This window comes from Akkermansia sp. N21169, from assembly GCF_029854675.1.
Taxonomy (GTDB): domain Bacteria; phylum Verrucomicrobiota; class Verrucomicrobiia; order Verrucomicrobiales; family Akkermansiaceae; genus Akkermansia.
Genome location: NZ_JARWNC010000041.1, coordinates 417,634 through 438,897, shown reverse-complemented (window position 1 = coordinate 438,897; position 21,264 = coordinate 417,634). Strand labels below are relative to the sequence as shown.

Genomic DNA, 21,264 nt, shown 5'->3' with positions numbered 1-21,264 from the left:
GGAGGTACTCCTTAAAAAATTAAACGATCAACAACGGTATGAATCATCAAAAATGCTATACACGTCGGAATAAGGGGATGCCCGAGGGGGGCTTCCATCGGTTCTTCAGGTTTGCAACTCTTGTTTGTTGCTTATACGGAACCGGGATGGTTGTCGGAGCGAATGTCCCCTTCCAAACTGCTTTCTTGCTGGATGCCAACGCTCCTTCCGGGACGGTGCCATGGAATGGGGCGCAGGTTTATGAATATGGGGAGGATAAGGTTCAGGCTTCGGCGGATCACCGGAAAGTGTTTTTTGGGGAGATGATCAATCTTGGTTTTGACCAATTGCCCCAAGGCCAGGATTGCATCGTCCGGGCTACGTTTTTGTCTGACCAGGAACGCATCCTGTTGATAGGAGCCAACGGCATTGCTCTGGATGATTGCTTCAAGCCGGAACCCGGAAAAGTTGTCGAACGGGAGTGGACGGTTCCGGGGAAATACCTGAACAAGGGTTACCTGAATTTGACGGTCTACGCGATGGCTGGGCCGAATGCCGTTTTGCAGAAGCTGGAAATCCTGACGACGGATGGCAAAGCGTTGAAAATGATTACCGGCAAGGATATTGTCCGCCTGTCGGATGAGGATATTGATCGTCTGGTTTTACCTACTCCCAGAATAACACCCAGACCCGACCGTGTGGAAGGGGTGGAACAAGCTGTCCTGAGTCTGAACGGCGTGTGGGAATTCTCTCCTGCGGAAGGCAAGGCGTTTTCCCCGATTCAGGTGCCGGGGGAATGGAAGATGCAGGGATTCGATGTGGCTCCCTATGCAAAGGCCGTTTACAGGAAGTCGTTTTCCGTACCTCAGGATTGGAAAGGGAAACGGATTAGGCTTCGTTTTGATGCCGTACATTCCGATTGCCGCGTTTTGTTGAATGGTAGGGAAGCGGGGGAGCATCGGGGAGGTATGGTTCCGTTTGAACTGGATGTGACCGATCTGGTTTCGGTGGGAAGCAATCAGCTGGAAGTCCTGGTACAGTCGGAATCCGTAGCCGATTCGATGAGTTGTATTTCCGAGTATGCCGCTCATCGGGTGGGGGGAATCCTGCGCAAGGTGACCATCTTTTCCATTCCGGAGACTTGCGTTGTGGATGAGTCGTTCAAGACGGATGTCGATCCGGTAGCGGGCCGTGCAGCAGTGCATTACCAATCATGTCTGGAGAATGCCGGCAAGCAGCCGTGCAAGGTGGAATTGACGACGCTTCTCCGGGATCCCCAAGGGAACATTGCCGGAGAACGAACGGAGCATCTGGAGCTTCAGGCCGGGGAATCGAAGTCGGTCAATATCCGTCTTGATGTAGACAAGGCGCAGCTCTGGACTTCGGAAACTCCTTCGCTCTATAAGTTGGAAAGCCGGATCAAAACGAACGGCAAACCTGCGTACTCGAAAGTGGTGAAAGTGGGACTCAGAGAAGTCGAAGTGAAGGACAACGAACTCTTCGTCAATGGAAAACCAGTGAAGCTGATGGGTGTCAACAGGCACGAAGTCCATCCTCTTTCCGGGCGTTCCTTGTCGGGTGAACTGTGCCGCAAGGATGCGCAGATGTACAAGGATGCCAACGTCAATTTGGTGCGTACGTCTCATTATCCGCCCAGTGAGGAGTTCTTGAATGCCTGCGATGAGCTGGGGCTTTTTGTGGAATGTGAATCGGCTCTTTGCTGGGTTGGGCAGAATGGGGTTTGGTATGGGAAGTTTGATGTGAATGATCCCTTGTTTTTCCGGTATGCGCACCTGCCCAATATGGAACAGATCGTTGCCTATAAATCCCACCCCAGCATTGTGATCTGGTCGATGGCCAATGAATCGAACTGGAATCAGTGGTGGGGCCGGGTTTTGAATGTGAACAAAAAATTGGACTCCAGCCGTCCCTATACTTTCCACCACCAAAACATGAAGGGGGAAAAACTCAGAATCTGGGGTGTGGATATTGCCAACCAGCACTATCCCTCAGAACACAATTCCGATGAATGGAGTTCTCACAAAGAACCGTTATGGTTTGGAGAATACGCCCATTTGCAGTGCTACAATCGCCGTGAGCTGATGACGGATCCTTCTATTCACGAGGATTGGAGCCGTCCTCTGCAGAGGATGGTAGACTTAATGTGGAAACAGAAAGGTTGCCTCGGAGGAGCTATTTGGAGCGGTATTGACGACATCTTCATCCTGCCCGACGGCTCGGAATGCGGCTACGGCAGCTGGGGGCCGATTGACGGATGGCGGCGGGAAAAGCCGGAATACCACGGCATGCGGATGGCCTATACGCCGATGAGGCTCTTTTCTTCCTCTGTGAACCAGGAGGGGAAACTTGTCTTGAATGTGCAAAACAGATTCAATTTCAAAAATCTTAATCAATTTTCCCTGCGTTGGGAATGCGGGGGGAAATCAGGGGAAATGAAGGCGGATATAGCTCCGCATGCCCAGGGTGAGATTGTCGTTGGTCAGGAGTTGCCGAAAGGTGCTTCGGTGGATATTGTCCTTCGGGATCTCCAGGGAAAAGAACTGGCTCGTGAACGCGTGGTGGTTCCCGGAGGCCCGGAACGGAAAGTCAATGAACAGATCGTGGACAATCTCGTTGCCGGACGCATTGACCCGGACGGGAAAAATATTGTTTCGCCTGTGATCCCGGAATTGTCTTTGCCGGTACCGTTGGTCCAGAGTGTCAATGGAGAAGGCGGTACCCAACTGGTTGGACAAAAGATTACTCCCCTGACCGATTTGGGGGACTGGACATGGACGGGACATGCTGTTTCCGGCAAAACTCACCGTTTCGAAGGAACGGGAGACATGGGGGCGGGGACTCTGTTTCTGACTCCGGAAGATAACGGGATGGTGAAGGTTAAGTACGAATTGACCGTTCCCATTGATGTCAACCCCAGACAATGGGGCGTGGTGTTCACTTTGCCGGATTCTTTCGATACGATCGAATGGGATCGCAATCCTCATTGGGCATGGTATCCGGATGGTCACATCGGGCGTGCCTGCGGAGAGGCTCGTGCCAATGTTACGGCTCCCGATCGGGGAAGCAGGCCGTCCGGCCCGCCTGCCGCTTTGTGGAAGGATGATTCCAATGAATTGGGGAGTAACGATTTTCGCGGAACAAAACTCGACATCAATTATTGTCGTATGAAGTCGCCGGAAGGTGGTTCCCTAGTCATTGTACCTGTGTCCGGAGGACCCAGGCAATCCGTACGTGCCTGGAAGGACAAGGGGAAAACCCGTGTGCTGGTATCTGGCTTTACGACGGGAGGTTCCGACAGATTCTTCTGGATCCATTATCAGAATGAATACAAAAATATCAAGAAAGGCGATACTATTTCGTCGGAATTCATGATCGGTCTGAAGCAAAAAGATTGATTTTCCTGCTTTGTTCCACCCGCAGATTCTTTTCGTCAGACAGGCAGGGCGAGGGGAATGCGGGTGGCGTTGTTGTTTTCATCATAGTCCCCTTCATCTTCATCCAGAGGAATCGCCTGTGGGATGTCCTCGTCTCCTCCTTGACCGGATGGCCCGACGGGAAGAGCCAAAGGCGGTTCTTCCTCATTGGGAGAGGCGTTGCCGGCCGGCAGCGCCGAAGGGATGGACTCTTCCTCCAGAGGTATAGCCAGGGGAATATGCTTGGTACACATTTTCGAGGGAGGAGTGACGCCCGGCATAGTCTCGTAATAGGCGGTTCTGGCTGCGATGCACCCCGAATGGGCAATCTGCCCGGATTCCCGGCAGAGCTGGACGGCGCGATTGTGGGAACCGGGGGACGTGCGGATTTTTCCGCATGGGTAGCCTTCCTTTTCTGCATGGATCATGATATCCGCCCAGATGGGGAGAGCCAGCGTGCCGCCGTAGCCGCGGTCGACGATGGTTCTCTGGCGGTCGAATCCCACCCAGACACAGGCGGTGAGACTGGATGTGTATCCGGCGAACCAGGCGTTCATGTACTTGTTGGTCGTACCTGTTTTACCGCCGCACGGGGCTTTGAAACCAAGCGTTTTGAGTTGTCCGGCGGTGCCTCCCGGCTGTGTCACCTGCTGGAGCAGAGCGGACGTCATGTTGGCGGCTCTCTGGGAAAAGGCTCTGCGACTCGTCTTGCGCGAGTAAAACAGAGTCTGATCCTCCGAGTCGGAAATCGTCTCAATGATGTAGGGAGTAGGACGAATGCCTCCATTGGCAAAGACGGTGTAGGCACTGGCTACATCCAGTGGGGATGCCTCCCACGTGCCCAGGTAAGTGGCGGGAGTTACGGCAATTTTTCCCTGGAATCCTGCGAGACGGGCATGGTCGATGACATTGCGGAGACTGGCCATGTGACCGATGCGCACGGACATGGTGTTGCGTGATTTGATCAGGCCGTAGGAGGCCGGCTGCATACCGCGGAAGGAGTTGTCCGAATTGCGGGGCGACCACTTCCCGGCCCCGGGGATTTCTCCGGGACGAATCGGACCGTCGGAAACGACGGTTGATGGCGAATACCCTTTTTCAAAGAATGTCGTGTAGACAAACGGTTTGAACAGGGAACCGACCTGACGACGGGATTGAACGGCACGGTTGAAGCGCGATTCTTCCGCATCACGCCCTCCGACGACGACGAGAAGTGCGCCGTTGGCATTGTCGATCGTGACGCAAGCGGCCTGGACGTAGTCGGGCCGGGTTTTCTCCCGGGTTTCCTTCGGCAGGGCAAGGTATTGGGCCCGTGTAGGATTTTTGTATCCTTTGGCGGTTTCTAGTTTTCCGAGGTGTTTGTTGATGGAATCGATGGCGGTGTTCTGAAGGTCAAGATCCAGAGTGGTGCGGACGATGAGTCCTCCGAGGCGGATGTTTTCATCTTCCAGAATGTTGTCGAGCTCCCGGCGGATCAGTTCCATGGCGTAATTCTCTTCGGAACGGGATTGGGGCCGCCGGGTGACGATAGGTTCCTTCAATGCGCTCTGGTAGTCGTCTTCCGTGATTTTACCATGATCTTTTAACAACCGTAGGACGATGTTGCGTACTTCTTCGGCGCCTTTGGGATTTTTGTAGGGAGAAAACTCATTGGGACCATAGATGATACCGGCGAGAAGTGCGCATTCCGACAGGGTGAGTTGGGATGGTACCTTGTCGAAGTAGCCTCGGGAGGCGGCGGCAATGCCCATGAAGGTATGTCCCCAGAAAATACGGTTGATGTAGGCTTCCAGAATCTCGTCCTTGGAGTAGGTTGCTTCGATGCGTTTGGCGAGGGCTATTTCCACCAGCTTGGTATTGATGTCGCGCTTCTGGTGGTTAAAGGTTGTCTTGGCCAGCTGCATGGTCAGGGTGGAGGCTCCCTGCGTGGCACGTTTGTGCTTGATCAGTTGCTGGAAGGCTCGTCCGACACCGATCCAGTCTACCCCTCCGTGCGAGTAGAAACGGCTGTCTTCACGGGCAAGCAGGGCCTGAATGAAGATCGGGGGGACTTCACTTAACTTGACGCGGACGCGGTTTTCTCCATGAAGCCTGCCGATTTCCCGGTTTTTCCGGTCGAGGACGATGGTACGTTCCGGCATTTTCTGAACTTCGGAAATGTCGTAGCGGTTGGCGATGGTACCGTAGAGAAATACGAGGATGCCTCCGGCGAAACAGGCGACGAAACAGACGCTTAGCAGGATGCGCAACGGCCATATGAGGAACCATTTGGCATTGCGCGTGATTTTGTAGATGATCCGGAAGGGCAGGGAGACCAGGCTCCATATGAGAAACAGGATGATTCCGAACAGTGAGAATTTTTTACCTTTTCTGCGGGGCAGGGATTCTGGGAGCAGAGGTTCGTCTTCAAAACGGAGCCTGGGTTCCGGCTGTCGCGGGGGAGGTTCGGAGATCTGGCGCGGGGCCGTACGTCTGCGGGAACGAGGAGGAGGGGCATCGAATTCTTCCTCGTCATAGTAGCTTTTCCTTCTGCGGGAGACAGGAGGGCGTTCGTCGTCGTAGTCGTTGTCTTCGTTCCGGGGTGGAGTGCTGCGGCGAGGCGATCTTCTGGAGGGCGAGGCTTCGGCGTATTCGTCAGAGTCGGGATCAAGATCTCCGGGCTTCTTTTTACGGGGACGAACATGGGACCAGTCCAGTTCTCCATTGCTGTTGCGGCGGGAACTTCCCGAATTGCCCTGTGGACGCTTGCTGGCCATGCAGGCATGTATGTACCATATCTTGACAGGTGGGTCTAAGAAAAAGAATGTGCGCCCGAATTCCTGGTATGACACGGGCGCATTTTTGCATGAACATATTAAACAGACACGTAGTCCAAAGAAAAAGCAACTGTCTGATAAACTATCCATGACGTTTCGTTTCCCTTATTTATTGACGCTCGCATTACTGGGGTGCCTGATGGTTCCTTCGGCTTGGTCTGTACCCGCCGGGTCGCTGGCGGAGTTGAAGCAGATTCAGGAGGAAGTCCACCGGGTGGAACGCAAAGTGACACCGGCAACGGTGGCCCTGCTTTCCGATCGTGGCGATACGGGCAGCGGGGTTATTGTTAGCCGTGACGGCCTCGTTCTGACTGCAGCCCACGTTGTCCAGGGGGATGAGGTGATGCGGGTTATTTTTCCTGACGGTCGTATGGGCAAGGCTCGCGTATTGGGCGCCAATTACACGCGTGACGCGGCCATGGTGCAGATCGAAGACGGAAAGAACCTGCCTTTTGTGGAATTGGGCGATTCGGATTCCATCAGCGTCGGGGATTTTGTTGTCGCCCTGGGGCATGCCAAAGGTTATGACCCGGCTCGCCGAGCACCCATCCGCCTCGGCAGGATGAACACGGACGGCAAGCAACGCTTCATGATTTCGGAATGCACGCTGATTGGCGGTGATTCCGGCGGTCCCCTTTTCAATATGCAGGGCAGGCTGGTAGGTATCCATTCGTCCATAGGTCCGCTTCTGAAGGTCAATAACCATGTTCCGGTCAATGTGTTCAAACAAGACTGGAAACGCCTCCTCAAAGGCGAACAATGGGGGGTTTTGGGCTTGCACCCCATGGCCGACCCGGATACGCCTGTCCTGGGCTTTTCCATGGCCTATATGCAGGGAGTGGACGGTGTCATCGTGGATGGCATCGTGGCCGATTCTCCCGCTGACCAAGCCGGGCTTCAACTGGGCGATCTGGTGACTCACTTGGGGGAACGACGCGTCAGCAATCCCCGGGATATGCTTCGGGAGCTGGGACGCCACCATCCCGGAGAGAGCGTCGATCTCGTCGTCATCCGCAAAGGGACGACGTACAAGGCTCCCCTGAAGCTGGGGAGGAGGGGAGATCTCTTGCAACCTTATTACAGACAACGTTAACTTTTTTGCGATACCGATGTTTTCGAAACTAATCGTTCCGATGTTTCCTTTGGCTTTGGGCGTTGCCTGCTTCGCCCAGGAGATTGTGAGTCCGCTGCCTCCCGAAGATTTGATTGCCGAACAGGATAAGGCGGTTCTTGATCGTCAGGCTGGAGAGATTTTCAAGCAATGGGATACTCTTGCCAAACCTCTTGCCGGTTCGGTTGTCCACATTATTTCCGGCAACCGCCTCGTGGCGGTGGGTACGGTCGTGGCGCCGGGAAAGGTGATGAGCAAATTCAGCGACCTGAAACTTGCCCGCGGCTTGCTCGCCGTGATGGACGCTTCCGGGCATGTGTACGACATGCGCCCTCTGGCCCGCGTTCCGGAACATGATCTGGTTCTGCTGGATGTACCGGGATTGAAGGTTCCTCCGGTCAAGTTTGCCGACAAACCGTCCGCGTTGAACGAAGGCGACCTGGTGGCTGCCGTGATGCCCGGCGGTCGAGTGACTGATTTCGGTGTTGTCTCTGTTGCCGAGCGTAGTCTGCGGGAAGAGGATCTCCCCTATCTGGGACTTGTCGTAGATCCTTCCTGGGAAGGCAAAGGGGCTCGAGTGGCGGACGTGGAGGCTGGCGGCGGTTCCCATCTCGCCGGGTTGGGGCGTGGCGATGTCATTACGAAGGTGAACGGAACGGTACTGGACGGTATTTTTTCCCTGCGCAAAGCACTTAACGGAGTCAAGCCCGGCGATACGGTTCCAGTGGAATATTCCCACGGCGACAAAAATGTGAAAACGAGCATTCGTACCGCTTCCCGGCCGACCGACAGGATGCGTTTTCCTCAAAAGCGGCTGGAGTTGATGAATTCCATGGGCAACCGGATGAATGCCCGGCGGGATGGTTTTCCTTTGGTCGTGCAGACGGACATGACGATTGCTCCCGAATTTGCAGGCAGTCCGGTCATTAACTTGAACGGTGAAGTAGTCGGCATGGCTCTTTCGCGTGCGGGGCGCATGGAAACCTACATTTTGCCCGGATGGCTCTGGAAGGATCTTACCAAGAGCATTCTTACTCAGCTCGAAGAAGCAAGACTGGTTGCGGAACGGGAATCCATCCCTCTGGCCGAACCCGTGGAGGATGAAGACAAATCCGATGCCGGTACGATGCAACCTCGCTTGGATGATATCCGCAAATCCTTGCAGAAGAAGGGCTACCAGCCTAAGGATTATTGAAGCGACCGTTGAAAATAGGAAAGAACCGAGGCGGTTTTACCAGAATAGGATGGCGCAGGTCAATACGGCGATGCCGTAGCAGATGCCGGCAATGCAGAAAGCGTTCCACCGTTTGACGGATGCCGTCAGCCAGTGGATCATGTCGCGGTACAGGTAAGGTTTGCCTACCCAGAACAGGCAAAGAATGACGACGACATAGCCCCACAGGGGAATAAGGATTCGCGTGGTCGGTTCCTTGAGAAAGGCCGCTGTCATGAACGGACTGACAGCCAGTAGTCCCAGCATGCCTAGAGCCCGGGGGAAGAGCAGTTCTTTTACCTGGGTGGCCAGCAGGAAGAAAAAGACCGGACAGGCAAGCTGAAGGAGCCAGCGGATGCTTTCGAATTCGGACAAATTGACGCGCATTTTGCTGAATATACCCATGTTCTCCGGACCGATCAGAAGGAAGAACCAGATGATGGCTATCCCCAACGTGATCTGGGCCAGCATCGTGTTGCGCGCGGATTTCCGGGTGAATTCCATGAACGCCTTATTGTTGATAAGTGCCAACAAGTGGCTCAGAATCAAACCCGTGCCGAGGACGTAGCCGGCTACGGCCAGGGGGATCATCTGGTAGGCGTGGAGAGGGGCTTCGTTCATGTTGCGTTTTAGCCTAATGATTCCGCGCTCCGGGTAAAGGAGAATCTCGGCATGAACGGTTGTAATTTGAGCGCGGGGAACCGTTTGGGAGTCATAGCTGCATGCAGGAAAAAGAAACGAATAGATTGGCCTCGTGGCTGATGACTCTTGCCGGCGGCATGGCAGGCGCAATGGCTTTGGGTAACGAGGTACCGGTGGATATTCCTCCTCCGGTGGCGGACATGTCGAAAAAACCGTTGACTCCCGAGGAAAAGAGAGTGATCGAGCAAAAGGGAACGGAGCGACCCTTCACAGGTAAATACGTTGATTTTAACGAGAAAGGTATTTACATCTGCCGTAAATGCGGGACTCCGTTATACCGTTCCGAGTTCAAGTTCAAATCTTCCTGCGGCTGGCCCAGTTTCGATGATGAAATCCCCGGCGCCGTGAAACGCGTTCCGGATGCCGATGGCAAGCGAACGGAAATTCAGTGTGCCCGGTGTGGCGCTCACCTCGGCCATGTATTTCTCGGAGAAGGCTTTACGCAGAAGAATACGCGCCATTGTGTCAATTCCGTGTCGATGGTGTTCGTGCCTGAACGGAAGGAGAAAGATCAAGAGTAAGGCTTCTTTTTCCTATCTTGGTTTCCACTGTTTGCGTGATGAACAGTTCTCTGGGAGAAATTGGTTCTTGATTCAAAGAAGTGGGTGGGAAAGGGAAGATCTCGGGACCCCCCAAGACAAAACCGCCATCGGGGAAAACCCGATGGCGGTTGAATGAGATATTGCTTGTACGGCTTCCGGTAGATTACCAGAAGATAGCGTACAGGACGACTGTAGCGGCAATGACGAACCAGCCGAAGAACTTCGCTTTGGGAGAGCTTTCGAGGCTGACTTCGTTCTTGGCGGGCAGCACGATGGCTTCACCGCCGCGCGAGGCATTGATGATCGTGAAGATGAAGCCGATGATAACGATGGTCACAAAGCAGATGGACATGCGGTTCAGGAACGGCAGGGACGGCCAGAAATACTGCAGGGCACCATACATGGCCGCGTTAATTGCAATCCCGAGCCAACCGAAAATACGCGGGCACTTCGGCACGAAGAAGCCGAAGAGGAACACGCAAAGGGCTCCCGGGCTCAGGTATCCTTGGAATTCCTGAATGAAGGTAAAGATACCTCCAAAGATCGGATTGTCCAGGAACGGAGCAAGACTGGTAGCGATGAGTACGCAACCCAGGACGCCTAGTTTGCCGACCGTGACGAGTTCCGAGGACGTAGCGTCCTTGCGGAGCTTGTTGTAGATGTCCATCGTGAAAATAGTCGATGCCGAGTTCAACATGGAGGCCAGTGAGGAGACTACGGCTCCAAACAGGGCGGCCAGCACGAACCAGGTGAGGCCGGTACCGGGCATGAGATTCTTCAACAGAGTCGGGAAAGCGGCGTCATAATCGAAACCGACGATCTTTTTGGATGTTTCAATTTTCTTGTCCTTGGCTGCCTGGAGGATGACTTCGTTGGCTTGTACGACAGGCTTGATCAGGCGGATGCGTTCCGTCTTGATGGTGTTTTCGTTGTTGATGTCGTCCCTCAGGGTCTTGAGAGCGTTGACGAGGTTGATTGACGTCTTGGCTCCGTTTTCCCCGGCGACTTCGATATTGGTCGGATCCATTCCCACGAGCTTGGCGTTGTGGAGGATGGATTCTTCGGCAAATGCGATTTGGGTTGTGGTGCCTTCTCCGCGAAGCTTGATTTCCTTGGCTTCAGGTTCGGCAGCCATCAGAACACTGGCGTCAATAAAGAACACGGTCTTGTCTTTCTGCCCGTTATTGACGATATTTGCGATGACTTCTTTTTGGTTGCTGTAAGCGGATTCACGGAGGTCGTCACGGTAGAGGTTGTAGGCAAGGATGCCGGGAATGACGACGACGAACGGGATGAGCAACTTCAGGAAAGCGGCGAAGATAATGCCGAGCTGGCCTTCAGCCAGGGACTTGGACGCTAGCGTGCGCTGCATGATGTACTGGTTGAGGCCCCAGTAGAAGAAGTTGGGAATCCAGAGGCCGAGGCAAAGAGCCGTCCACGGAATGGCGGAATCGGTGGCCGGGCGGATCATGTGGAATTTACCGCCGGCGCTGTTGACTCCGTCCACGGCTTCACCGGAGTTCAACTGAAGGAATCGGTCGATGGCATCGGCATTTTTCAGGGAATCGACGGTAGCGTTGGATGTTGCGGAGGCGGATTCAATCAAATGATGCGGGTCGGCACTTCCAATACCCTGGATGACGAGGTAGCAGACAACGCCGCCGCCGACGATCAGGCCGGCGCCCCAGATGAGGTCCGTCCAGGCGCAGGCTTTGAGTCCGCCGATGTATACGTACACGGAAGCGCAGAAGGCAATGATGATACAGCCTACGGTGAGATTGCCGAAGTCGATGCCCGCCAGGTGATAACCGGCAAAGAAGACGGAGATGACCTTGGCCCCTGCAAAGATAACGCCTGCCGTCGGAACGCCGACGAGGATCAGGAGCGTGCAGATAGCCATGATGGAACGGGCGCCGATGTTGTAGCGGTATTCCAGGAATTCCGGGATTGTATAGACGCCTCCGCGAAGGAGTTTCGGCAGGAAACAGAAGGCGACGACGACTAGCGTGATGGCGGCCATCCACTCGTACGAGGCGATAGCCAGGCCTAGCCAGTCGGCTGCTTGTCCGGACATGCCGACGAATTGTTCGGTCGAAATATTGGCGGCAATCAGGGAGAAACCGACAAGCCACCAGGTTAGACCGCGACCGGCAAGGAAGTAGTCGGAAGCGCCTTTTTCCTTTTTCTCTTCTTTCGTTTCTTTCGGATCGCGGCTTTTCCAGATACCGAGGAAAATAACGCCGACGACTACGATGCAGAAGACGATGGCTTCCCACGTGTCGATGGGAGCGGGTTGCAATGCTTTTTGACCGGGTTGGTCGGCTTTGACCAGGAGATCCAGATCGGCGGCGGGAACGGTTTCCCCGGCGGCTGTGCTATCCAGAACGGCGTTGGCCGCTGCCGGCTGAACGACTGCAGCAGGTGTGGCGCCGGGGGCATCCTGCGCCCATGAGCCACATAACATCAGGGCGCCTGCCCCGAGAATCATAGCTAATTTTTTCATAATATCAGGTGGTGGAGAGAGAAAATTGACTAATCCCTGGAAAGTATCTGGGCATTATTACCATGTTCCGATTGCCGCAGAGAATGCTTCTCCGGAGTGTGTTTAAAGAGAACCCGTGCACCATCGCCGGGCCGTGTAATCAGGTAAGTCGTGTCAATACCGGTTTCCTGGCGGTAGGCCTGGAGGAGTTCCTGGGCTACTTTGTCTACATCTTCGGTTTTGACGAGGGCGACGATGCATCCCCCGAATCCGCCCCCCGTCATGCGGGAACCGTACACGGATGAAGCGGAAGGAATGCGGTCGCAGAGTGAAACGAGTGTATCGACTTCGGCGCAGGACACCTCGTAATCGTCGCGCAGGGAGGCATGGCTGCTGCGCATGGCGGAGCCGGCTTTCTCCCAGTTCTTGTCGGCAAGAGCCTGGGCAAAGCTGGCGACACGGACGTTTTCCCCGATGACGTGGCGGGCGCGGCGGTAGCGGACATCGCCCAGTTTGTCCTTGGATTCTTCAAGCATGTCGAGGGTGGCTTCACGCAGAGAAGGGACGCCCATGATGGCGGAAGCTTCTTCGCACTGTTTGCGGCGCTGTCCGTAAGCTCCGTCGGCCAGGGAATGTTTGACGGCGCTGTCGAAGACGAGGACGGACACTGCCGGGTCGTCCATGGGGATCAACTCATAGTTCAACGAGGCGCAATCAAGCTTGAGAGCATGACCTTTACGACCGTTGGCGGAAATGAACTGATCCATGATACCGCAGGGGACGTTGACGAATTCGTGTTCGACGGATTGGCCGATCAGGGCCACTTCCTTCGGGTCGATTTCAACTCCAGCGAAAGCAGCCAGGGCCGTGCAGACGGAAACTTCAAGGGCGGCGCTGGAGGAAAGCCCACCTCCGCGGGGGACATTGCTGTCGATCAGCATGTCTACAGGGCCGATTTTAATGCCGCGGCGGTCTAGGAGGGCGAGTACTCCTCTCACGTAGTTGGACCAGAAGGGTTCGCCGATAGACAGGGCGTCCTGCACGGGAATTTCATAGATTTGGTCCCCGAGGGAGCCGCAAAACCTGTGGTTCCCGGTAGGAGACGGGGCAACAGCCACAACGGTGTGATTTTCCAAGGCCATGGGCATGACGAAACCATTGTTGTAGTCGGTATGTTCGCCAATAAGGTTGACTCGGCCGGGAGCCGCCGCGATGTGCGTCGGCTTGTGGCCGAAATATTCTTCAAAGTACGGTGTGATTGTTTCTGCCGTGATTTCGCGTTTCACCAAATCCATAGTAACACTACTCTCTGCCTGAAATTGACCGGCACCTCAAGAATAAAGTCACTTTTCGATCTGGAAGGAAGTTCAAATCGGCAAATGATTACCGAAAAAAACGCGCCCCGGGGATAAAACCGGGACGCGTTGCGTAAAATGGATAATCGGGGGGACAATCCTTATTTCTGTCCGCCTTGCTGCTGCTGCATGAGCTGCTGGAGCTGTTCGGGCGTCAGGGACATCGGGGAGTTCGAGGTCTTCGGAGCTTCCTTGATGCCTTGGAGTTCTACGTCAAAAATCAAAGCCTGGTTGGGCTGGATCTTCGGGCTGGGAGACTGTTCGCCATAGGCGAGTTCCGCAGGGATGAAAATCTGCCACTTGGCGCCGATCGGCATAGCCTTGAGAGCTTCCGTGAAACCGGGGATAAGTTGTAGCGGAAAGTCGACTGCCTTGTCGCCGCTGTCGTCAAAGACGACGCCTTCAGGAGTCGTTCCCTTGTATTTCACGGTGAAAAGGGGTTCCTTGTATTCCTTTTCGTCATATTTTTTGTCGCCGCCTTTTTCGATGACTTTGTACTGGAGGCCGCTATCCGTGGTGACGATGCCTTCTTTCTTGCCGTTTTCTTCCATGAACTTCTTGCTGGCTTCAAGATTGGTCTTGGCCAGTGCGGCAAGGCGTTCGTCGATAACGGTCTGGAATTGCTTGAGCGAATTTTCAAGCTGAGCTTCGGGGACGGGGCATGGATCACCCTTCATCCCTTCGGCGAGAGCCTTCATGAAGATATCCATGTCGAGATCTTCGATCTTGAGGGTGGGGATGGAAGACATTTGGCGCCCGTTCTGGAAACCGAGGAAATAACTGATATCTTTTTTAAGTTGGGCGGGATCCACGGGTTTGGCTGCTTCTTCTTTGAGTTGTTCCTGAGTTGGAGGAGTGTCTGTCGGTGTATCCTGTGCGGTGGAGAGTCCGGCAGTCATGGCTGCTGCTGCGAGCATCAGCGAGATGGAGGTTTTCTTTTTCATTGTCTTCTATTCTTTCGGAATATGGAGTTGGAGTAGAATGGCACTAAAATCGTTCAAAGGGCAAGCCCGGAGAACGCAATCGATGTCATGCAGGTATCGGGCGGATGTTTTCCAATGCCTTGACAATCATTGCGGGATATAGTTTATGTTCCTCAATTTGTATTCTGGCATGGAGGGATTCCGGTGTGTCATCGGGGAGAACGGGTACCCTGGCCTGTCCGAGAATGGGGCCGGTATCCATGCCGTCGTCTACGTAATGTACGGTGCATCCGCTTTCGGTGGCTCCGGCCCGGACGGCTTGCGCCCAGGCTTCCAGCCCCGGAAAAGCGGGCAGCAGAGCGGGATGGATGTTGATGATGCGTGCCGGGAAAGCATCCAGCAAGGGATGGCGCACAAGGCGCATAAAACCGGCCAGGCAGACGAGGTCGACTCCATGGGCGAGAAGCGCATCGGCTACTTCCTTCTGGGATTCCTCCGGGAATTTGCTTTTGAATCCGCGGCAATCGATAACCTGGGCGGGGATGCCTCTTTGTCGGGCTCTCTCCAGAATATAGGCGTCCGGGTTGTCGGCGAGGACGATGGCGACTTCCGCCTTCAATGTTCCGGCATCAATGGCGTCCATGATGGATTGACAGTTTGAACCGGAGCCGGAGCCCAGGATTCCCAATCGAGGCAGTGCGTCATTCATACTTGAGTGTTTGAACCATGTATTATTTCCTGTGGCAAGTCTGCGGCTTGACAATTTTGAACTTCCGTATGCCTAATGTCTGCATGAATGACGAACGTTATGAGGCATTAGCCGCCCAGATTGTGAACTATTCCCTCCATATCGGTCAGGGAGAGAAGGTGTTGATTGAGCTGGCCCTTGTTCCTGATGAAGCCGGGATCGCTTTGATCCAAGCAGTCCGCAAGGCGGGAGCACTCCCTTTCCTCCGCGTCAACAGGCCGCGCTTGAACCGTGAAATGATGGCCGGGGCTACGGATGATCAGTACGAAGCCATTGCCCGCCATCTGATGGCGGAAATGCAGGATATGGATGCTTACATTTCGCTGCGGGGTGACATGAACGCTTTTGAACTTTCTTCCGTCCCGGCCGATGCCATGGCAACGGCAATGAAACATCTGCGCCCTGTGATGCAACGGCGTGTCCAGCATACGCGTTGGTGCGTCCTGCGCTGGCCGACGGAAGGCATGGCTCAGCAGGCCGGTATGAGCACTGGCGAATTTGAGGATTTTTATTTCCGTACCTGTCTTTTGGATTATCGGGCGCTTTCTCCTGCGATGGAAAAGCTGGCGGAGATGATGCGGCGGACGGATCGGGTGCGCATTACAGGGCCGGGAACCGAACTGGCGTTTTCTATCAAGGATATTCCGGCTTTGCCGTGTGCCGGGGAATGCAATCTGCCTGACGGCGAGGTGTTTACTGCTCCGGTGCGTACGAGTGTCAACGGTGTGATTCAATACAATACGCCGACAGTATTTCAGGGGATTCCCTTTGATTCCATCCGTTTCCGTATCAAAGACGGCCGTATTGTCGAAGCCGAGGCCGGAGCCAAGACGGCTGCCCTCAACAAGATTCTGGATTCTGACCCGGGCGCCCGTTATTTCGGGGAATTTGCACTCGGTGTCAATCCCTGCATTCGCAAGGCCATGTGCAACATTCTTTTTGATGAGAAGATCGCTGGTTCTTTCCACTTGACTCCGGGACAGGCCTACCATGTGGCTGACAATGGCAATAGTTCCCAGGTACACTGGGATCTCGTGTGTATCCAGACGGAGGAATTCGGTGGAGGAGAGATCTATTTCGACGACGTCTTGATCCGCAAGAATGGTTTCTTTACGGATCCTGAATTGGCTCCGTTGAATCCGAGTCAGGATTAAACTACTTTCTCTCTTATCTCTCTCCATTCCGTCCATGCTTGCCCTGCTCGCTCATTCTTCGCCGAATCTTATTCCTCCGTTTTTTGTTTTGTTGACGTTGGTTTTCTTGACCGTCGTCGGCTTGTCCCTGTTATTGGCGCGGTTTCGCCAATCGATGATGGGGGGATATTTTCTGTGCGGAGCTATTCTGGCGAATTGCGGTATTTTGTCCGGGATACCCGGGGCGGAAGAGAGCATCAATTCGTTAGCAGAGATAGGGATCATCCTGCTGATGTTTGCACTGGGAATCGAATTTTCGATGGACCAGCTGCGACTTTTGCGCAAGACGGCTTTCATCGGCGGCAGTATCCAGATGGGACTCTGCATGCTGTTCTTCGGCTTCGGGTTGCATCTCCTCATGAAACTTCCCCTGGCGGATGCCTTGGTGATCGGCGCAATCATCGGGTTGTCATCGACAGCTGTTTCCCTCAAGTCGTTCCACGAATTCGGACTTTCGGGCACGTCCGGGGCACGCATGGCTTTGGGGATAGCCTTGTTTCAGGATATTTTTGCCGTAATGCTGGTCGCGGTGATGCCTCAGATTTTTGCACCCGGGGAAACCGTGATGGGGACCTTTGCAAATGTGGGTGTAGCCGCAGGCAAAGGAGTCGTGTTCCTGATTGGTGCATGGTTGATTGGCAAATATATTTTGCCCCGTCTGATGCTGGCAGTGTCACGGACGAAAAGCCGCGAATTATTCACGATGACCGTGCTGGCTATCTGTTCCGGCATTGCCATGATGGCTAGTTTGCTGGGGCTGAGTCTGGCTCTCGGCGCCTTCATTGCCGGGTTGGTGGTGAGTGGGTCGTATTATAGCCACCGCGTGTTGAGTGAGATCCTGCCGTTCCGCGACATTTTTCTGACGATTTTCTTTGTGTCGGCCGGTTTGTTGATCAATGTGAACGAGTTGTGGGAACATTTGGGGACTGTGACGCTGATTACCGTCAGCGTGCTCGTCATTAAGCTGGCTTCCTGCCTCGTGGCTTCGTGGGCGTTGAATGTTCCCGGGCGCATGGGGATCATGGCTTCTACATCGCTGATGAATGTGGGGGAATTCTCCCTGGTTCTGCTTCCGTTCATGAACAGGATCGAACCGGTGGCCCCGGCGATTACCAATAACCTTTTTGCCATTGCCGCCGTGTCGATGGGTTTGACTCCCGTTTTCATGAAAATAGCTTCCCGGTTGGCTCCCGTCCTGACACGGGTGCCCGGTTTCGGTGGTTCCCGACGAAAAATGACTACGGAAACGCTGACCAGTAAACTTGCTACGATTCAGGATCATGCGATCATTTGCGGTTATGGCCCGGTTGGGCAGCGACTGCACCACGATCTTGAAAAATACGGCATTGCCTGCATTATCGTCGATCTGAACGCCGATACGGTCAAAAGGCTGCTCAACCAAGGGGTAACGGCTATTCTTGGGGATATCCAGCATTCCGTCACCATGGATTTGGCGGGAGTTGCCAAGGCCCGGCTGATAGCCTTTACGTTTCCGGATATTGCACCGGCGCTTTCGACATATCCGGTGTTGATGAGTGTGAATCCGGATATCCATGTGATTGCGCGCGCTAAATTCCCCTCGGAGGTGGCTCGCCTGAAAATCGAAGGAATTGCCAGCGTCATTCACGATGAAGTGGAAACAGGGGGCGCCGCTATTCGCAAGGCTCATCAGATTTTTGATATCATCCCGGAAGAGACGCAGGCGTAGTCCGGAGGTCCCGTGCAGGATGAGTACGCATTCTTCCTTGGACAAGACGCCTGTTTTGTCATATGGAATCAAGGCGAATGAAGGTACGACCGTCCATCCTGTCCGTTTTTGCCGTTCTTGCCGCCGGAATCTTGCCGGTAGGGGCCGATGTCGAGCAGGAAGAACCTGCCCCGGCCTTCGCCGATTTCAAATCCCCGGACGGAAGAAGCGTACCTCCGTTTGAAAAACTGGACGGAGGTCGCATTGGAATTGGCAAAGTCATCGTCGATCCCGCCCGAAAACAGGTTATTGTTCCTGCCCTTGTCAATATGGAGGAAGGGTTGATTGAGTATGTGTTGTGCTTGCCGAACGGCAAACTCCATGAATCTCTTCTGGTGACGGATGCGGATCCTTTCCACATGAGTCTGGCAATGAAAATGCTAGGGTTCAAGGCATTTGAAAATTTCTTCCCGGTTCGGGACGAAAACCTTGAGTGGCTGCCGTTTACTCCTCCCGAACCTCGTGATTTTGCCGATGCCTATGTGTCGTTGAAGCTGAAGTGGAAGGATGGGAAGGTTGACCGGGAGTCGGATCTGTCGGATCTTGTAATCAATGCCCGGACCAAACAACCCTTTCCGGCGGACAAGTGGCTCTATACCAATTCCTTTTTTTACAGTGGAGCCTATCAATGCAGTTTGTGCGGCAACGCCATTGCGATTTTTGCCGACCGTTCGTCCATGATCAATTACATCGGCGATTACAATGAAGGGGATAACGAGGCGGGATGGATCGTCCATTCCAAACATCCGTTGAAACCGGGGGATCCTGTCGAAATCGTGATTACTCAGCCGTTCCGTTCCGTTCGGGAATCTTCAAAACCACACATCCAACCAGCACCATGATTCTAAATCGTTTTATTCCGGTTCTTTGCCTGTTGACAGGCCTTCAAGCCCTTCCGGCGGTTGCCCAGACATCCGTTGCCTCGCCTGCGGATCCTGCTATAGCCCGGTATGCCTCTATTCGCCAGGAAATCCTGCACTCGATCGACAAAGGCAATGCCTACCTCAAAGCTCACCAGGCAGAGGACGGCACCTGGGGAGATCCTAGCTATCCGGCTTTGACGGCTCTGGCTGTGACTGCAGCCATGAGAGCTCCGGATCAGAAAGGGAAACCCGTGCCCGAGTATCTGAAGAAGAGTTATGAATTCCTACTGAAGTCGCAGAAGGAAGACGGCAGTATTTTCAACAGGGGGCTGGCCTCGTACAATACCTCCGTATGCATGCTGGCCCTTCTGGCCGCCGATAATGACGCCTATGACAAGCCGTTGTTGAAAGCCCGGGCCTACCTGATTCGCCAGCAGGAACATTTTGCTCCGGATAGTCCCTATCATGGAGGGATCGGTTATGGCGGAGCCGATGCTCCTCCCATCGCAGACTTGTCCAATACGTCTTTGGCTCTGGAAGCCGTTTATTATTCCAAAAAACTGGCCCAAGACGGCAAGTACGGTGAACAACCGGAATTGGACTGGCAGGCTGCTGCCGAGTTTGTCTCCCGGTGCCAGAAGGATCCAGACACGACTTCCGATCCTTCCCAGGCAGGCGGATTCATGTACCGTCCTGCCGGATCGGAACGGCAAGCTCCGCAAAAACAGGCAGCTCCTTCCGGCAAACCCGGAACCGATGCCTCCGCCAGAGGAAGCAGAGGCGGACGAGGTGGCCGCGGCGGCATGGGCGGAGGAAAAGCCATGGCGGAAGATTATGCCCATGCCTACGGCAGCATGACGTATGCCGGCATGCAATCTTTGATCTATGCCAACATGGGAAAAGACGATCCGCGCGTTAAGGCGGCGCTGGATTGGCTGTCCAACAATTATTCCGTGGATGAGAACCCGGGAGTCGGTATTCAGGGGCTTTATTACTATTACCAGTCGATGGCCAAGGCGTTGTCGGCAGCGGGTATCGACTTTCTGAAATTGAAAGGCGGAGATGAAGTGGACTGGCGCGACAATCTGGCGACCAAACTTGTAAGCATCCAGAAACCGGATGGTTCCTGGGTGAACACCAACAACCGTTGGTGGGAGGCGGACCCCGTCCTCGTGACCGCTTATACGGTATTGGCCCTGGAGCAGTTGTACAACTCTATCCCTATTCAGAAATAATGAGTTAAGGATTGGGCGCATCTTTTTCACTTGTATGCGTCCAAGTCCCGTGAGAGCATCCGCACGCATGACGGACAGCAATAAAAGGAAGAGGATTCGGGCATGTGAAAGTTGTGCATGCTTGGTGGCGGAAGTGTGGAGCTGGATCATTGATGAGGCGAAGAAGGCTCTTGTTGAAGAGCCGTCCATGCTGAGTCTGCTTAATGATGTATGCCTGACACGTACGTGTTTGGTGGAAGCCATTGTTGCCCGCCTGGCCCGCAAGTTGTCGCGCCGCGATATGGTACGCGAGGAACTGGAACCTGTCATTCGCGATGCCCTGGAAAGCGATCCTGCCATCATAGCGCAGATGGCGCATGACCTGGTTGCCATCGTGGATCGTGACCCCGCTTGCCATTCACCGCTGGAGCCTTTGCTCTTTTTCAAAGGTTTCCATGCCATCTCGACATACCGTATCGCCCATTGGTTGTGGTCTCAGGGCCGCCACTTGATTGCCTTGCAATTCCAGAGCGTTGCCAGTGAAGTGTTTGCTGTGGATATCCACCCGGCTGCCAGCATTGGATCCGGCATCCTGCTGGACCATGCTACAAGCTTTGTCGTCGGTGAAACGGCTATTGTGAAAGATAACGTTTCCATTCTGCATGAAGTAACTCTCGGTGGTACGGGCAAGGAAGAAGGAGACCGCCATCCCATTGTCGAATCGGGTGTTTTGATCGGTGCTGGTGCTAAAATACTGGGGCGCGTGACTATTGGACAGTGCGCCAAAGTAGCAGCCAGTTCCGTGGTATTGTCCGACGTCCCTCCTCATACGACGGTTGCTGGCGTTCCGGCCACGGTCGTCGGCGATGTGACAGAATTTACCCCGGCTTTGGACATGAAGCAGGATCTGTGCCGATGATGAGGCTTGTTCGGGAAATTTGA

General features: G+C 54.3%; 14 protein-coding genes and 1 pseudogene. 9 read left to right on the top strand and 6 right to left on the bottom strand.

From position 1 onward, the window contains the following. The first annotated feature begins 38 nt into the window (after nucleotides 1-38). Nucleotides 39-3,395, top strand: a complete 3,357-nt coding sequence (locus tag QET40_RS12290) for a glycoside hydrolase family 2 TIM barrel-domain containing protein (protein ID WP_280127467.1) — start codon at nucleotides 39-41, stop codon at nucleotides 3,393-3,395. 35 nt (nucleotides 3,396-3,430) lie between these two features. Here the strand turns inward: QET40_RS12290 and QET40_RS12285 are convergent, their stop codons facing one another. Then, complete coding sequence (locus QET40_RS12285) at nucleotides 3,431-6,169, bottom strand: transglycosylase domain-containing protein (RefSeq protein ID WP_280127466.1); 2,739 nt, start codon at nucleotides 6,167-6,169, stop codon at nucleotides 3,431-3,433. 148 nt (nucleotides 6,170-6,317) lie between these two features. Between QET40_RS12285 and QET40_RS12280 the strand changes: the two genes are divergently transcribed. Further along, complete coding sequence (locus QET40_RS12280) at nucleotides 6,318-7,322, top strand: trypsin-like peptidase domain-containing protein (protein WP_280127465.1); 1,005 nt, start codon at nucleotides 6,318-6,320, stop codon at nucleotides 7,320-7,322. 16 nt (nucleotides 7,323-7,338) lie between these two features. Continuing rightward, nucleotides 7,339-8,535 carry a PDZ domain-containing protein gene (locus tag QET40_RS12275; RefSeq protein ID WP_280127464.1) on the top strand — a complete coding sequence of 399 codons (1,197 nt, stop codon included), beginning with the start codon at nucleotides 7,339-7,341 and terminating at the stop codon, nucleotides 8,533-8,535. 36 nt (nucleotides 8,536-8,571) lie between these two features. Here the strand turns inward: QET40_RS12275 and QET40_RS12270 are convergent, their stop codons facing one another. Then, the gene (locus QET40_RS12270; protein ID WP_280127463.1) at nucleotides 8,572-9,174 is read right to left on the bottom strand and encodes a hypothetical protein; all 603 of its coding nucleotides are present in this window, start codon (nucleotides 9,172-9,174) and stop codon (nucleotides 8,572-8,574) included. A gap of 170 nt (nucleotides 9,175-9,344) precedes the next feature. Between QET40_RS12270 and QET40_RS12265 the strand changes: the two are divergent. Continuing rightward, nucleotides 9,345-9,752 (top strand): annotated as a pseudogene (locus QET40_RS12265) (methionine-R-sulfoxide reductase); the annotation flags it as partial. 208 nt (nucleotides 9,753-9,960) lie between these two features. On the opposite strand, the gene QET40_RS12260 reads toward QET40_RS12265, so the two are convergent. The 4 genes from QET40_RS12260 to purN all read right to left on the bottom strand — a co-directional run bounded on the left by QET40_RS12260 (nucleotide 9,961) and on the right by purN (nucleotide 15,266). Continuing rightward, nucleotides 9,961-12,303: a sodium/solute symporter gene (locus QET40_RS12260; RefSeq protein ID WP_345783081.1), complete on the bottom strand. Its 2,343-nt coding sequence runs from the start codon at nucleotides 12,301-12,303 to the stop codon at nucleotides 9,961-9,963. Nucleotides 12,304-12,329: 26 nt separating this feature from the next. Continuing rightward, on the bottom strand, nucleotides 12,330-13,574 hold the full coding sequence (galK, locus tag QET40_RS12255; RefSeq protein WP_280127460.1) for a galactokinase: 1,245 nt from the start codon (nucleotides 13,572-13,574) through the stop codon (nucleotides 12,330-12,332). 161 nt (nucleotides 13,575-13,735) lie between these two features. Then, nucleotides 13,736-14,578, bottom strand: a complete 843-nt coding sequence (locus QET40_RS12250; RefSeq protein ID WP_280127459.1) for an FKBP-type peptidyl-prolyl cis-trans isomerase N-terminal domain-containing protein — start codon at nucleotides 14,576-14,578, stop codon at nucleotides 13,736-13,738. A gap of 85 nt (nucleotides 14,579-14,663) precedes the next feature. Continuing rightward, entirely contained in the window at nucleotides 14,664-15,266 is a 603-nt protein-coding gene (gene purN, locus QET40_RS12245) for a phosphoribosylglycinamide formyltransferase (RefSeq protein ID WP_280127458.1), read from the bottom strand. Nucleotides 15,267-15,349: 83 nt separating this feature from the next. Between purN and QET40_RS12240 the strand changes: the two genes are divergently transcribed. The 5 genes from QET40_RS12240 (at nucleotide 15,350) to cysE (ending at nucleotide 21,241) form a co-directional block, all read left to right on the top strand. After that, the gene (locus QET40_RS12240) at nucleotides 15,350-16,459 is read left to right on the top strand and encodes an aminopeptidase (RefSeq protein ID WP_280127457.1); all 1,110 of its coding nucleotides are present in this window, start codon (nucleotides 15,350-15,352) and stop codon (nucleotides 16,457-16,459) included. 34 nt (nucleotides 16,460-16,493) lie between these two features. Further along, a complete protein-coding gene (locus QET40_RS12235) occupies nucleotides 16,494-18,206 on the top strand; it encodes a cation:proton antiporter (protein ID WP_280127456.1) in 1,713 nt (570 codons plus the stop codon). A 62-nt stretch (nucleotides 18,207-18,268) separates the two neighbouring features. Then, a complete protein-coding gene (locus QET40_RS12230) occupies nucleotides 18,269-19,087 on the top strand; it encodes a YdjY domain-containing protein (RefSeq protein ID WP_280127455.1) in 819 nt (272 codons plus the stop codon). Next, nucleotides 19,084-20,343 (top strand): terpene cyclase/mutase family protein, encoded by a 1,260-nt coding sequence (locus QET40_RS12225; RefSeq protein WP_280127454.1) that lies wholly within the window; start codon nucleotides 19,084-19,086, stop codon nucleotides 20,341-20,343. The genes QET40_RS12230 and QET40_RS12225 overlap by 4 nt, the downstream gene beginning before the upstream one ends. A 49-nt stretch (nucleotides 20,344-20,392) precedes the next feature. After that, nucleotides 20,393-21,241, top strand: coding sequence for a serine O-acetyltransferase (gene cysE / locus QET40_RS12220; protein ID WP_280127453.1), 849 nt, complete (start codon nucleotides 20,393-20,395; stop codon nucleotides 21,239-21,241). The last annotated feature ends 23 nt before the right edge of the window (nucleotides 21,242-21,264 follow it).

Excerpts from the sequence above, each read along its gene's own strand:
- QET40_RS12235 (WP_280127456.1), top strand. The coding sequence starts at position 16,494 with ATGCTTGCCCTGCTCGCTCATTCTTCGCCGAATCTTATTCCTCCGTTT.
- purN (WP_280127458.1), bottom strand. The coding sequence starts at position 15,266 with ATGAATGACGCACTGCCTCGATTGGGAATCCTGGGCTCCGGCTCCGGT.
- QET40_RS12280 (WP_280127465.1), top strand. The coding sequence starts at position 6,318 with ATGACGTTTCGTTTCCCTTATTTATTGACGCTCGCATTACTGGGGTGC.
- QET40_RS12275 (WP_280127464.1), top strand. The coding sequence starts at position 7,339 with ATGTTTTCGAAACTAATCGTTCCGATGTTTCCTTTGGCTTTGGGCGTT.
- QET40_RS12225 (WP_280127454.1), top strand. The coding sequence starts at position 19,084 with ATGATTCTAAATCGTTTTATTCCGGTTCTTTGCCTGTTGACAGGCCTT.
- QET40_RS12230 (WP_280127455.1), top strand. The coding sequence starts at position 18,269 with ATGGAATCAAGGCGAATGAAGGTACGACCGTCCATCCTGTCCGTTTTT.
- QET40_RS12270 (WP_280127463.1), bottom strand. The coding sequence starts at position 9,174 with ATGAACGAAGCCCCTCTCCACGCCTACCAGATGATCCCCCTGGCCGTA.
- QET40_RS12285 (WP_280127466.1), bottom strand. The coding sequence starts at position 6,169 with ATGGCCAGCAAGCGTCCACAGGGCAATTCGGGAAGTTCCCGCCGCAAC.
- QET40_RS12290 (WP_280127467.1), top strand. The coding sequence starts at position 39 with ATGAATCATCAAAAATGCTATACACGTCGGAATAAGGGGATGCCCGAG.
- galK (WP_280127460.1), bottom strand. The coding sequence starts at position 13,574 with ATGGATTTGGTGAAACGCGAAATCACGGCAGAAACAATCACACCGTAC.
- QET40_RS12240 (WP_280127457.1), top strand. The coding sequence starts at position 15,350 with ATGAATGACGAACGTTATGAGGCATTAGCCGCCCAGATTGTGAACTAT.
- QET40_RS12250 (WP_280127459.1), bottom strand. The coding sequence starts at position 14,578 with ATGAAAAAGAAAACCTCCATCTCGCTGATGCTCGCAGCAGCAGCCATG.